The sequence below is a fragment of the Desulfofalx alkaliphila DSM 12257 genome, assembly GCF_000711975.1.
In the GTDB taxonomy this organism is placed as follows: domain Bacteria; phylum Bacillota; class Desulfotomaculia; order Desulfotomaculales; family Desulfohalotomaculaceae; genus Desulfofalx; species Desulfofalx alkaliphila.
The window spans coordinates 41,572-55,262 of sequence record NZ_JONT01000008.1 but is presented as its reverse complement, the minus strand read 5'-3'; the positions used below and the strand labels follow the sequence as shown (position 1 = coordinate 55,262).

General features: G+C 45.1%; 14 protein-coding genes. 7 read left to right on the top strand and 7 right to left on the bottom strand.

Annotated features, from left to right (window positions below; genetic code table 11):
• The first annotated feature begins 15 nt into the window (after window positions 1-15).
• Together BR02_RS0105730 and BR02_RS0105725 are read left to right on the top strand one after the other, a co-directional pair.
• Window positions 16-699, top strand: a complete 684-nt coding sequence (locus BR02_RS0105730) for an amino acid ABC transporter permease (RefSeq protein ID WP_031515082.1) — start codon at window positions 16-18, stop codon at window positions 697-699.
• Window positions 700-707: 8 nt separating this feature from the next.
• Window positions 708-1,463, top strand: a complete 756-nt coding sequence (locus tag BR02_RS0105725; protein ID WP_031515079.1) for an amino acid ABC transporter ATP-binding protein — start codon at window positions 708-710, stop codon at window positions 1,461-1,463.
• Between the two features lie 25 nt (window positions 1,464-1,488).
• On the opposite strand, the gene BR02_RS0105720 is transcribed toward BR02_RS0105725, so the two are convergent.
• Complete coding sequence (locus BR02_RS0105720) at window positions 1,489-2,847, bottom strand: glucose-6-phosphate isomerase (RefSeq protein WP_031515077.1); 1,359 nt, start codon at window positions 2,845-2,847, stop codon at window positions 1,489-1,491.
• 409 nt (window positions 2,848-3,256) lie between these two features.
• On the opposite strand from BR02_RS0105720, the gene BR02_RS0105710 reads away from it, so the two are divergent.
• Window positions 3,257-3,484 (top strand): hypothetical protein, encoded by a 228-nt coding sequence (locus tag BR02_RS0105710; protein ID WP_031515075.1) that lies wholly within the window; start codon window positions 3,257-3,259, stop codon window positions 3,482-3,484.
• Here BR02_RS0105710 and BR02_RS0105705 read toward each other — a convergent pair.
• From BR02_RS0105705 to glgP, 5 genes are all read right to left on the bottom strand, one after another.
• Window positions 3,481-3,927: a YaiI/YqxD family protein gene (locus BR02_RS0105705; protein ID WP_031515074.1), complete on the bottom strand. Its 447-nt coding sequence runs from the start codon at window positions 3,925-3,927 to the stop codon at window positions 3,481-3,483. The genes BR02_RS0105710 and BR02_RS0105705 overlap by 4 nt on opposite strands.
• A gap of 48 nt (window positions 3,928-3,975) precedes the next feature.
• Window positions 3,976-5,796 (bottom strand): translational GTPase TypA, encoded by a 1,821-nt coding sequence (gene typA, locus BR02_RS0105700; RefSeq protein ID WP_031515072.1) that lies wholly within the window; start codon window positions 5,794-5,796, stop codon window positions 3,976-3,978.
• 93 nt (window positions 5,797-5,889) lie between these two features.
• Window positions 5,890-6,492, bottom strand: a complete 603-nt coding sequence (locus BR02_RS0105695; RefSeq protein ID WP_031515070.1) for a YjgB family protein — start codon at window positions 6,490-6,492, stop codon at window positions 5,890-5,892.
• A gap of 77 nt (window positions 6,493-6,569) precedes the next feature.
• Window positions 6,570-8,132, bottom strand: a complete 1,563-nt coding sequence (gene murJ / locus BR02_RS0105690) for a murein biosynthesis integral membrane protein MurJ (RefSeq protein WP_031515068.1) — start codon at window positions 8,130-8,132, stop codon at window positions 6,570-6,572.
• 198 nt (window positions 8,133-8,330) lie between these two features.
• Window positions 8,331-10,874, bottom strand: a complete 2,544-nt coding sequence (glgP, locus tag BR02_RS0105685) for an alpha-glucan family phosphorylase (RefSeq protein WP_031515066.1) — start codon at window positions 10,872-10,874, stop codon at window positions 8,331-8,333.
• A gap of 235 nt (window positions 10,875-11,109) precedes the next feature.
• On the opposite strand from glgP, the gene BR02_RS0105680 reads away from it, so the two are divergent.
• The 3 genes from BR02_RS0105680 (at window position 11,110) to BR02_RS0105670 (ending at window position 12,535) form a co-directional block, all read left to right on the top strand.
• On the top strand, window positions 11,110-11,373 hold the full coding sequence (locus tag BR02_RS0105680) for a hypothetical protein (protein WP_031515064.1): 264 nt from the start codon (window positions 11,110-11,112) through the stop codon (window positions 11,371-11,373).
• A 113-nt stretch (window positions 11,374-11,486) separates the two neighbouring features.
• Window positions 11,487-12,110, top strand: a complete 624-nt coding sequence (locus tag BR02_RS0105675) for a flavodoxin family protein (RefSeq protein WP_031515062.1) — start codon at window positions 11,487-11,489, stop codon at window positions 12,108-12,110.
• A 50-nt stretch (window positions 12,111-12,160) separates the two neighbouring features.
• The gene (locus BR02_RS0105670; protein ID WP_031515060.1) at window positions 12,161-12,535 is read left to right on the top strand and encodes a hypothetical protein; all 375 of its coding nucleotides are present in this window, start codon (window positions 12,161-12,163) and stop codon (window positions 12,533-12,535) included.
• 53 nt (window positions 12,536-12,588) lie between these two features.
• Here the strand turns inward: BR02_RS0105670 and BR02_RS0105665 are convergent, their stop codons facing one another.
• Window positions 12,589-13,020, bottom strand: coding sequence for a peptidylprolyl isomerase (locus tag BR02_RS0105665; protein ID WP_031515058.1), 432 nt, complete (start codon window positions 13,018-13,020; stop codon window positions 12,589-12,591).
• A 141-nt stretch (window positions 13,021-13,161) separates the two neighbouring features.
• Between BR02_RS0105665 and BR02_RS14740 the strand changes: the two genes are divergently transcribed.
• Entirely contained in the window at window positions 13,162-13,683 is a 522-nt protein-coding gene (locus BR02_RS14740; protein WP_051688147.1) for a MarR family winged helix-turn-helix transcriptional regulator, read from the top strand.
• Window positions 13,684-13,691: the final 8 nt, after the last annotated feature.

The window sequence follows — 13,691 nt, the reverse complement described above, 5'->3', positions numbered from 1 at the left end:
TAACGGGGTGAAACAATGCAATTCGGCCCAATTGACATCGAGTTTTATCTAAAAATACTTCCAGTACTGTTTAAAGGTGCAATAATAACAATTGAATTATCAGTGGCTGCAATCTTTTTCGGGACCTTAATTGGGTTGTTCATTGCCCTAATGAAAATTTCGCGCTTTAAAATTTTGGTAATAATTGGGGGGGTTTATACCTGGATCATCCGGGGAATCCCCCTTCTTGTTCAGTTGTATATACTGTACTACGGTTTGGCGCACATAGGTATTCAATTAAGTCCCCAGACAGCGGCAATTATGGGACTAAGCATCTGCGGCGGCGCCTATATAGCCGAGATTATCAGGGCAGGTATTCAATCCATTGATAAAGGCCAAATGGAAGCGGCCCTGTCCCTGGGCATGTCCTATCCCCAGGCCATGCGCAGAATTATTATACCCCAAACCTATCGTCGGTTAATCCCGCCCATGGGCAACGAATTTATTTTGTTAATGAAAGACACCGCACTGGTTTCGGTAATTACCATGGTGGAATTAACCAGAACAGGGGTTTTGTTAAATACCACCTATTTCCGTTCAATGGAAATATACCTTGCAGTGGCAGCAATATACCTAGCCCTAACCACAGTATTTATTTATCTTCTGGGACGCCTGGAAAAAAGATTTGCACTATCTGACGGTGACAATACAGAAAGGTGAGCTTGCCCATGATTAAAGCAGAAAATATTTACAAGAGTTTTGGCAGTTTAGAAGTTTTAAAGGATGTCAGTTTAACCGTCAACCAGGGTGAAGTGGTGGTAATAATCGGCCCCAGCGGCTCCGGTAAGAGTACCTTTTTGCGCTGTCTTAATTATTTAGAAACAATTGATAGGGGCTACATCACCATAGATGGGCAGCCGGTGGGCAAAGTAAAGCGGCCCGATGGCCGCTTGGTTGACGATAGCAGAAAAAACATTGCCAAACTGCGCAGTCAAGTGGGCATGGTTTTTCAGCGGTTTAACTTATTCCCCCACCAAACTGCACTGCAAAACGTTATGGAAGGCCCATTAACTGTAAGCAAAATGCCTAAGGCAGAGGCTCGGTCCCGGGCAGAGGAACTGCTGGCTAAAGTGGGCTTATCAGATAAGGCAGATTCATACCCCAGTCAACTTTCCGGCGGTCAGCAGCAGCGGGTGGCCATTGCCAGGGCCCTTGCCATGCATCCCAAGGCCATGCTGTTTGACGAACCCACCAGCGCATTGGACCCAGAGCTGGTAGGAGAGGTGCTGGCTGTTATCAAAGACTTGGCCAGGGACGGTATGACAATGGTTGTGGTTACCCATGAAATGAGTTTCGCCAGGGAAGTATCCGACCGGGTGGTCTTTATGGACAATGGCAGAATCATTGAAGAAGATTCTCCCCAAGTGATTTTCAGCAATCCTAAGCACCCCCGTACCCGGGAGTTTTTAAGCAAGTTATTATAAGGGGTGGAGCGGCCACCCCTTAAATTTAATTCCCCTTTAACCTCTTTTCTAACTCAGCCTTTTCCTTTTCATAGCCTGATTTTCCCAAGAGAGCAAACATATTTTTCTTATATGCCTCTACACCCGGCTGATTAAAGGGATTCACCCCTAAAAGATAGCCACTGATTCCGCATGCCTTTTCAAAAAAGTAGACCATTTGACCATAGTAGTACTCGTTTATTTTCGGCACCTTTACAAGGAGGTTAGGCACCCCTCCGTCGGTGTGGGCCAGCATGGTGCCTTCAAAGGCTTTCTTGTTTACATAATCCATTGTTTTGCCTGTCAAAAAGTTCAGCCCGTCTATGTCTTCTTCATCCTCCATTATTTCCAAATCCTGTGGGGGCTCCTGGACATGGATTACCGTTTCAAAGATGTTGCGCCTTCCGTCTTGTATATATTGCCCCATGGAATGAAGATCGGTGGAGAAGTTGACCGATGCAGGGAAAATCCCCTTGCCGTCCTTGCCCTCGCTTTCGCCAAATAGCTGCTTCCACCATTCAGAGAAGTAATGCAAGGAAGGTTCGTAGTTAACCATCAGTTCAATGGTCTTGCCTTTTTGGTAAAGAAGCTTGCGCACCGCTGCATATTGGTAGGCATAGTTTTGGGCAATTGATGCACTGCCAAAGGCATCCATGGCATCAGCGGCACCTGACATTATTTGGTCTATATCCGCCCCGCTAACTGCAATGGGCAGGAGACCAACGGCGGTCAGCACTGAATATCTACCGCCCACCTGATCTGGAATAACAAAACTTTGGTAGCCTTCTTGGGCGGCCAGTTTTTTCAAGGCACCCCTTTCTTTGTCGGTGGTGGCATAAATGCGTTTTCTTGCTTCCTTTTTACCGTATCTTTTTGTTAGCAGCTCCCTAAAAATACGAAAGGCAATGGCCGGTTCAGTGGTGGTGCCGGATTTTGAAATTATATTGACACAAAGCTCTTTCCCTTCCAGCAGTTCCAGCAGGTGTGAGGTGTATACCGGGCTGATGTTATTGCCCACATAATAAATTTCCGGTGTTTTTCTCTTGGTCTTGGGCAGCTGGTTATAAAAGGTGTGCCCCAACATCTCCAGGGCTGACCTGGCACCGATATATGAACCGCCTATACCAATTACCACCAAAGCATCGCACCGGTCTTTAATTTGCTCGGCAGCCAGTTTAATGCGTTCAAATTCTGCCTTATCATACTGCTTAGGATATTCTACCCAGCCGGTATAATCACTCCCCGGACCTGTTTTACTGTGCAATAGCCGGTGGGCAGTGTTAACTGCAGGTTCAAGAAACTCAATTTCATGCTCGGATACGAAATTAAGGGCCTTGGTATAATCAAATGTTAAACCCCTTGTCAACAAGATCAACCTCCTAACGGAACCTTACAATACATATAAATATTAACCCATCACCAGATAAAAAACTATCTCTTTACAAATTTTAGTATTTGAAAAAAAGGCAAAAATATTAATAGTTTTTTACCGTCTTTAATTGGCATTTGGACCATATTTGTATATAATAAACCTAATAACAAGGAGGTGAGCAGATGAGTAAAGACTTAATTGAAGAAATCTTGCGCAGCATTGGTTTAGAAAAGTTAAGCGATGACAAGGAGCAAATGAAGCAGGAAAAGCAAACAAACAACATTGTAAACCAATAAGCCGGAGGTTGGTTGCAACAAATTCCACCTCCGGCTTAATGTTTTTTTAAGTAATGTATGTTAAAATATCCATGTTTGTTGATTAAGTCATGAAAGGGTTGAACACAATGAGCAGGGATAAGGTTAAAATCCATACTCCTTACGAAGTTGACGGTCTGGTGGTCTATCTGGAATCTGAAGAACTTGCCCATGTGATAGATTACGATTGCCGCTATGAATTAACCACCACTCCCACTAGCTGTGATTGCTGTACTTTCATATTCCGCTCCCGTTTCCATCAGGGTTTTCAATGCCGTCATATTAAGGCATTAAGAAGCATTTTAGGTTTAAGTTAGTATTTGGTCAGTCTTTGATTTATCAAGGTTTTTAAAGCGGAAACAAACCTCTCATCATCTTCTGACGTACGCTTTCGCGGGCCCTTGGTTCTGCCACCGGCCCGGCGAAACTTAGCCTTTGCCTCGCGCTCCTCCAAAAGAAAGTCTATGGTTTTGGCTCGAAAAATTCTTCCTGTGGGTGAAATTACCCCTGCGCCTTTGCCCAGTAAAATAGCAGCAAGGCCCCAATCTTGGGTAACAACTATATCGCCTTTTTTTGCCAGGTTAACTATTTTTATATCAGTTTCCTGGGGAGAGTCGCCCACCACAAGGTGGTAATCAGAGTTTATATGATGGTTGAAACTGGCCACCGTACATAATTGCAGATTATTTTCAGCGGCCGCCTGCTTGCAAATCATCAGTACTGTTTTGGGACAGGCATCGGCATCAACAATAATCTTCAAAACAATACCCCTCTAATCTTTAAATATCAAATCTATAATGGGCTGTCGCTAGGCCGGTTTGTTAGCATTTTTGGCAGCCTTCTCCCGCTGGTGTTTTTGTAAATATTTTTTGCGCATGCGCAAGCCGGTGGGGGTTACCTCCAGCAGTTCGTCTTTAGCTAAGTACTCCAGCGCCTGCTCTAGGCTGTATTTTCGCGGCTCTTCCAGCCTTAACGCCCCTTCGGCATGGCTGGAACGCATGTTGGTCAAGTGTTTTTTCTTACACACATTCACTTCCAAGTCCCGCTCCCGGGAGTGTTCTCCCACTATCATGCCTTCATAAACCGGGGTGCCCGGTGATATAAACAAGGTACCCCTGTCCTGTACTGAATGCAGGCCAAAAACGGTGGCTTCACCGTCTTCCGAGGCAATCAAAACACCCTGGTAGCGGCTCTGTATTTCACCCTTATAGGGTTCATAACCATGATACATGTGGTTCATCACCGCATGGCCTCGGGTTTCGGTGAGCAGTTGGGTGCGAAAACCAATCAGTCCCCGGGCAGGCACCTTAAACTCTAAACGCAGTTGGCCGCCACCCAGGCTGATCATATTTAGCATTTCCCCCCGGCGGTTGCCCAACATCTCCATTACCGGCCCCATTTTATCCTCAGGAATGTCTACTATCAACAGTTCCATTGGTTCTAGCAGTACTTCATTCTCTTTCTTATAGATTACTTCCGGTTTCGATACCGACAGTTCGTAGCCCTCCCGACGCATGGTTTCAATTAATATAGACAGGTGCAGTTCCCCACGGCCTGCCACTTCAAACACATCGGGGCTATCGGTGTCCCTCACCCTCAGGCTGACATCCTTTTCCATTTCCTTATAAAGTCTGGCCCGTATCTCTCTGGAGGTTAAGTGTTTACCTTCTTGCCCGCTGAAGGGGCTGTCATTAACCATAAAATTCATTTTTAAAGTGGGTTCACCTATTGCAATGGGCGGTAACTGTTCCGGCCTATCCTTATCTGCCACAGTGTCTCCAATCCTCACATCAGCAATACCGGCAAAGGTAACAATCTCCCCACAGCATGCCTGATCAACTTCAACCCGTTCCAGTCCCTCAAACACATATAATCTACCCAACTTGGCAGGTAGGACGGTGCCGTCATGGCGTATCAAGGCCACCCCCTGACCCGCCTTTAAACGGCCCCTGCTGATACGCCCCACCACCATTCTGCCTTGGTAGGGGTCATACTCAGTGTTATTTACCAGCAGCTGCAGTGGCCCCTCAGCATCCCCGGTGGGTGCAGGCACATGAGCTATTATTGTTTCAAATAAGGGCCTTAAATCACTGCCCTGCTTGGATAAATCAGCGGTGGCCACTCCGTCCTTTGCAGAGGCATATACCACGGGAAAGTCCAGTTGTTCATCTGAAGCATCCAACTCAATGAATAGTTCCAATACTTCGTCCACAACCTCTTCCACCCGGGCATCGGGCCGGTCAATTTTATTTATCACCACAATGGGCATAAGGTTTAATTCCAGCGCCTTGCGCAAAACAAACCTGGTTTGGGGCATGGCGCCTTCAAAGGAGTCCACCAGCAGCAAGACCCCATCCACCATTTTTAATACCCTTTCCACTTCACCGCTGAAATCAGAGTGCCCCGGGGTATCCACAATGTTTATCTTCGTGCCCCCATAGCGGACCGAAGTGTTTTTTGCCAAAATTGTAATGCCCCGCTCCCGCTCTAATTCATTGGAGTCCATTACCCGTTCAACCACCTGTTGGTTATCACGGTAAATTCCGCTCTGTTTAAGCATGCCGTCCACCAAGGTGGTTTTGCCATGATCCACATGGGCAATAATAGCTATATTTCTTATATCTTGCAATTTCTGTTCCTCCCTAACTTTAAAAGCACAGCTAAGTATACCAAGTATTAGCAGCCCCCACAACCACTTAACAAGGAAGAGCTGCCATGAATATTACAAATAGTCCAGCCCCGGGTCCCCCGACATAAGGTTAACGGTCCCCCTGGGGTAAAATACATTATAGTGGTCCAGGTGTGGGTCAGGGTTTTGCTCATTGATTTTTGGAAAAATAAATAACAACTGATATTTTTCCCCAGCCCGGTATACTAACATAACTTCACTGTCGTAGTTATGAATATTATCCGGTTTGCCCAAGGTGTCATAAAGGCCGGACAAGGTAATTTCCTTTAGTTTGTCCCGGTAAGAACGCACATCAAAAATCTGAGAACCCTTATTATACCCAAAAACCACATCATGCTCCAAATATGTGGCGTAGGTGCCTTTAGCGGCAGCAATATAATCTGCCCGGTCCGGTTCTCCCCACTTTTCCTTGACGGTATCAATAACGGTGCTTTCAACAGAGAATTCGCAGTTTATAACCTTTCCCTGTTGCGCTAACTGAAAAATCTCATGCAGCAGTTCATTATCATAGTCATTTACCACTGCCTTGGTTTCCTGGTTCTTTGAGATGTCAGCTTCGGTCTGCCTTTCATCGGCACATCCGCCGGCAAGTAGCAGACTTAGGCAAAGAATTAAGAGAGTCGGTCTTTTAAACAATTATATTTCCCCCAAACTCAATCAGTTTGTCAATTATGACTTTCTAATTGTGCTAAAGGTTCCAAGAAAATAAGCTCTTATTCACCACGGACTTTATTTAACATTTGTTTTCCAAGGTCCATGGCCATTTTAAGTTCATCCAGGCGCAAAAGAAAGGCAACTGCAAAGTAAACCAGAGCCCCCACTATGATATCTATTGCCACACGGCCGGCCAAAGCCAGGGTGCCGCCTTTAAAGAGACCGGCTAAAAATCCGTCAAGGCCGTACACCGCCAGCGCCATCACTGCGGCAGCTGCCAAGGTGCCAGAACAAAAGCGTATTAAAGATTTATCTACAATTCCCGGAATACGCCTTTGCAGCAGCCACACCAGCATAAGCATATTAAAGGTCATGCCGATGGAGTTGGCCAATGCCAATCCCCCATGCTGTAGAGGCCCGATAAGCAATAAAGCAGAAATAACGTTAACCGCCACCATGGCCAAGGTAATTTTAAGGGGGGTATAAACATCCTGCAGAGCATAAAACCCCCTGATCAAGAGCGGACTAAGTGACTGCCCAACCAATCCTATGGAATAGAAAAAAAGAGCCACAGCGGTCATATGGGAGGCTGTCTCATCAAAGGCACCCCGCTCGAAGAGCAATTTTATTACAGGTTCCCTTAATATCATCAGGCCTACACCTGCAGGTATGGAAATTAAAAAAATAAACCTGATTCCCTTGGCCAATATTTGGCCCATCTCCTCCAACTTGCCTTCGGATACCATCCGAGACAGGGTAGGAAAAATAGCCATGCTGATTGCCACCACAAATAAGCCCTGGGGCAGCAGCAAAAGCTTGTAGGCGTAGTTCAAGGCGGCAATGCTGCCTTCAACTAAACCGGAGGCCAGCATGCGCTCAATAAGAATATAGCCCTGGGCAAAACCAATGGATGCCAACACCGGCAGCATCAGTGAAAACAGTTTGCGCACTCCGGGGTGGCGCAAATCCAGGGTGGGGTACCAACGGAAACCTACTTTATAAAGGAAGGGCACCTGTATCAGAGCCGAAAGGGCGGCACCGCCCACAGTGCCCACGGCCAGTCCTTCAATGCCATATATCTTGCCAAGCACCAGGGCCGAAAAAATTATCCCCAGGTTCATTGCCCCGGGACCAAAGGCCGAAGGCCCAAACACATTGTTAGCATTGAGCAGGCCCATAAAAACATTGCCCATTACCAAAAACAATACTGAGGGCAGCATAATCTGAAGTAAAAGCACGGCCAGTTTCTCCGTTTCAGTGGGAAAACCGGGTGCCATCAGGTTAATTACATAGGGTGCCAGCAAGATCCCTAAGCCGATCACCGCCAGCAGGGCCAATCCCAGCACATTGATGACGCTGCTAAATAGTTTCCATGCCTCGTCCCTTTGCCCCTTTGTTACATACTCTGTAAATACCGGCACCACCGTGGCCGCCATCGCTCCGCCCACCACGCCCATGAAGAGGTAGGGTATGGTAAAAGCAAGAACATAGGCGTCGGTGGCGGCGGTAGCTCCAAATCCATGGGCTATGGCCACCTCCCGGCCAAATCCCAATAACCGCGACAATATGGACATGGCGATAATTACAAGGGTTGCCCTGGCAATAACTTTTCCTGTTGACATTGACTCTCTCCCAATCTTCTTATCTTTTTTGAAAGAATACTATAACAATCTCTTATTATAACATAATTACCTTATTTTCCATCATCCCATTGCACAGATTTTAAAATAAATTAAAGCAACAGGTAGCTACCTATGCCTTTAATATCAAATGCGCAACAACCTTATTGGGCTGTTGCGCATTTGAAGGAACTTGCCTCATTAAAAGTTAGGTGCCCATGTTATTAAAGGTAGCTCAAATTTATGGGTAAAGTGTTCATTGATCGGCCTTACACGCAAGGCATAACCCAAGGTGCCCTGATCCAACTTGAGCGAACCTTTAAAACGGTATAGTCCGTCAGATAGCTTTTCCACATCCTTCATTGGAATACTGCGAATATTTTTTAATGTATTCCCTGACTCCTTGCCATATACAATATCCACATTGACATCCTTATACCAAATTGGCCCTAACCTAACCACCGCCTCCATTTGCAGTTCCTCTCCAATTGACATATCATCCTTGCCATGGGTTTTAACCTGCTCAATGTTTACATGATGCCAGTTCTCTTTAATATATTCTTTAAAGCCTTTTAACTGGGCAGCCAGCTCAAAATTATTTTGCTGAAATTTTATTCCCTTTTCAATACAATTAACATAGTATTTCTGCGTATAATCTTTTACCATCCGCTCGGTACTAAATTGCCAAGTTATTGTTCTTAGGCATGATTTCATCCGCTTTATCCATTCCGGCGAAATGCCATTCTTGCGTTCGTAAAAGGCAGGTATAATCACGTCCTCAAGGAGGGAATAGAGGTAAGAGGCATCATGGTGATCCTGTTCTTCTTCACTGGGATATTCTATATCTTCACCGATGGCAAAACCATTTTGGCCGTTGTATGCTTCCGGCCACCACCCATCCAGCACACTGCAGTTTAATATGCCGTTTGTTCCTGCCTTCATGCCGCTGGTGCCACTGGCTTCCATGGGCCATCTGGGCGTGTTTAACCACACATCTACCCCCTGAACCAAATACCTGGCCATGTTTATGTCATAATCCTGCAAAAAGACAATCTTTCCCTTGAAAGGTTCTTCATTGGCAATATCATTAATTACTTTGATAAATTCTTTGCCCGGTTGGTCTGCAGGATGAGCCTTCCCGGCAAATATAAGCTGTACCGGCCGCTCAGGGTCAGACAATAGCCGGGCCAGGCGCTCCTTGTCCCTAAACAATAAGGTTGCCCTTTTATAGGTGGCAAAACGCCTGGCAAATCCTATTGTCAATGCTTCGGGATCAAGATAGTTATCCACTTCATGTATGCGTTTAGCGGTTTCCTGGTTTCTTCTGCGCTGTTCTTTTATGATCCCCCTTGCATACTCAATGGTTTTCTGTTTAAGCTTTTTATGTGTTTGCCACAATTGTTCGTCAGGGATGTTTTCAACCTTCTCCCACACCTCTTTATTAGCAATGTCCTTATGCCAGTTTTCACCAAGGTATTGGGAAAATAAGTCTGACAGTTCTTGGGCCAGCCAGCTTTTAGTGTGCACACCGTTGGTAACCGAATCAATGGGTACTTCTTCAAGGGGTATTGGCTTAAATATATGGTGAAACATCTTGCGTGTGACACTGCCGTGCAGTTTACTGACCCCATTTGTATATCCTGAAAGGTTCATTCCCAACAGGGTCATATTAAAGGTGCTTCCCCCATGGCCGGAAGCCAACTGCATAAACCTGTCCAGATCCATTCCCAGTTCATCGTACATATTGCGCATATAGTGTTCAATCATGCCCCGATCAAAAATATCGTGCCCTGCCGGCACCGGTGTATGGGTGGTGAACAAGGTGTTAGACCGGATGGCCTCCTTTGCCGTTGCCAAGGGCACACCGGCGGATACCAATTCGCGCATCCGCTCTAAACACAAAAATGCGGCATGGCCTTCATTAATGTGCCAGGCGTAGGGGTTGATGCCCATTGCACGCAGAGCTCTGACACCGCCAATACCCAGAATAATTTCTTGGGAAATACGCATGTCTTTGCCGCCGCCGTATAACTGGGAGGTTAAGAGGCGGTCTTCTTTACTGTTCATGGCAATATCTGCATCTAAAAGGTATATCTGTACAACACCGACATTTAATCTCCATACCTTTAAATACACCTTGCGGCCAGGGAAATTGAGCATAATAATTAGCTCCCTGCCCTCATCATCCACCACCGTTCTCAGGGGCATTTCCGCAAAGTTTAACTCCGGGTATTCAGCCGTCTGCCAGCCCTCATTATTTATGCGCTGGGTAAAATAGCCGTGTTTATACAGTAAACCAACCCCCACAAAGGGCAAGCCTAGATCACTGGCCGCCTTGGTATGATCACCGGCCAGTAAACCCAAGCCCCCGGAGTAGACAGGCAGCGATTCATGCAGGCCAAATTCTGCAGAAAAATATGCTATTGGCTGACCATTGTGCTGGGGATAGTTCCTTTGAAACCATTTTTCTTCATGCATGTACTGATCATAGTCAGCCATCACTTGGTCATACTCTTCTAAATACTGGCTATCCTCAGCGGCAGCATTTATTTCATCCTGCTGAACATTAATTAAAAAGCGAACCGGGTTGTGGTAAACATCCTCCCAAAGGTAAGGATCAATCCTTTTAAATAAGTCAGTGGCCCTGGGATTCCAGCTGAACCACACATTATAGGCCAGCTCTTGTAGCCGGTTGATCCTGCTTGGCAACTTCGGGTTTACTGATACAGTTTTATAATAGAACATGCAGCCACCCTCCAAACATTATTTATAGGCCAACACAAAAATTATAAAGATATTTTGCCAAGTTTGAGGGTGAGAAATGCATAAAAGATAAATTTCCCTGCACAGATTTAATTGTTAAAACTTTTAAGAAGTAATTGAATTTTAAGGCAGGACTTTAGGTAATATTGTCGTATATTTTAAGTGATAGCAGAATTTATTTATAGCGAAATCAAAATAACCCTTGGGAGTGAATAATATGACCATCCTCCAAAAAAAATTTAATAAGCGCAAGCAAATGAAAATCCTACTTTATATAGACTATTGCTTGCAACAATTTAACGAAGCAAATCTCTCCACCGGTAACATTAAGATGAAGGTAACCAAAAGCAAGGATAATTTTATTGTGCACCGATTAGACGAAAACACCTGCCACCCTTATTCACGCCTTAAAGACTTAGTAAATGATCTAGACCAAGAAATATTGGATAAATATGACCCCTTTGTGGGCATGAAACCCTAGCATCCTATACCAAGGACAAAATTAAGGCTTCCACCGGCGTCCAAAGTACTTGGCAGAATTTTCTTTTTAATGTATCATTGGTGTATCCCGCTGGAGGAGGTACAATTACCATCATGGAGGAAAAGGTATACATTCTTGGTTTTACCGGCAGTCCGCGACGGGATGGTAACACCGAGAGATTGATGCATATTATCATGGAAGGTGCAAAATCTCAAGGCGCTGTGACTGAGACAGTTCATTTAAGAAACCTGCGCCTAAAACAGTGTATTGCCTGTGAATGCTGCCGGGCCGCAAGAGTATGTAAGGCCCATAGGGATGATATGCAGTTATTGTATCCAAAGATCAAGGCCGCCCAAGGGTTGATACTGGGTTCACCCACCTATAACTACAACATAACTGCGAGAATGAAAATTTTAATTGATAGAATGTACCCCTTTTATTATTTTAATCCGGAAAACCGCCACCAATGGCGCAGCCTCTTGCCGCCAAACAAAAAGGCCCTAATATATTCGGTATGTGAACAGCCCAACGACCAGGGCCTTGGCATAGTGATGGAAGCCATGCTGCTGCCGTTAAAAGCCCTTGGCGTCAGTGTTGTAGACCAACTCACTGCCAAAGGTTTTTTCGAAAAGGGCGCCGTATTAAAGGATGAAATCTTAGTAAACAAGGCTTATAATGCAGGCAAAGAGTTGGTAAACAAAATAAAAGAGGGGCGGAAAGGTCATTCGACAAAATAATTGTTGTTTTGATGCAGGATTTTCCCAGATGAGCCAGTAATGATTATAGTATGATTAATGATATTTGGTATTTAGGACAAGGTTACTGGGCAGTATACACCGAGGACAGCTCAGTGGCAGAGCAATTACATAGTTTAGAAGGTCTGCAATTGGTAACTGTTTACCGCCACATTAAAAAGGGCGGTGTTTTGGCTATGCAGTTTAAGTTTTACGGCGGGGATAACCTGCGCCAGGGGTGCTGCAAGTTATCTGAGGTCTGCCAAATTATTGGCTTGGAATTTAAACGGGTGCTGGCCATGGGATTGCGCCCTGAATATATACCCTACTCGCGAAAGTATTATCCCCGCGGTGAACAGTGTCAATTTAACTTTAATTGCCCTGCAAAGGACAAGAGAAAATATAAATACGGTAACTCCAAACGATAAAAGGTGCCGAAGGGATCGGCACCTTTTTATTGATCAGAGGAAAGCTCAGTTTTTTATTCTTCTTCAATTGTAACCTTATTCATTTTTGTTCCGGGTGCAATTTTATCCACCACATCCATGCCTTCTATCACTTTGCCAAAAACAGTATGTACACCGTCCAGATGGGGGAATGTGTCATAGCAAATAAAGAACTGACTGCCGCCGGTATCTTTTCCGGCGTGGGCCATGGACACCGCTCCCCGCAGGTGTTTGTGTGGGTTGCCTTCTGTTTCACACTTAATGGTATAACCCGGGCCACCGGTGCCTGTTCCGTATGGACATCCCCCTTGGGCCACAAAACCGGGAATTACCCGGTGAAAGTTTAAACCATCATAAAAGCCCTTTTTAATTAGTGACTCGAAGTTTTCCACAGTGCCCGGGGCATCCTTTTCAAAGAGTTCGATAACAATTTTACCATTGTCTGTCTCAATAATCGCTTTTTTCACGGTACTCCTCCTAACATTTTTTACATAATGCTATTATACCCCTTAATATTATCAAATACTAGCTAATAATTGCTTATTGACTTAATCTACTAACAAGGTTAATCTTAATCTTATACGCCATTGTTATTGGGAGTGAAAACCATGAACGACCAAGCAAAGGAAACAAAAAATTTAGCAGAATTATTTAGCCGTATGCATAACAGAATAAAAGTTGAGTCCTTATCCAACCACCGCAAAGATGTGGGCACCATTACCCCTTCACAACTCAAGGCCATTAAATTTTTATCCCGGCACAATAATAATTTGCTGACCGGCATCGCAGAGGGCCTGGGCATCAGTAATGCCGCCGTGACAAAGATGACAGATCGTTTAGAAAAGAAGGGCTTGGTTGAAAGGATCTCCTGTGCAGGTGACCGCAGGGCCACAGCCTTAAAGGTAACCAAATTGGGAGAAGAATTAATTGCCAAGACAGAGCAAGCAGAAATGCACCAATGGAATTCAGTGCTAAGCAAGATGTCTGCCGACGATAAAAAGGCCTTGGTCAGGGGTCTGGAAGCATTTATTAAGGCCGGGCTGGCTGATATTAAAGACTTTAACGAAGTCTGTTTGAAGTGCGGTGTGGAACACAGCGACAACTGCCCGTTAAACAGTTCAGCGGATTAATATTGGCT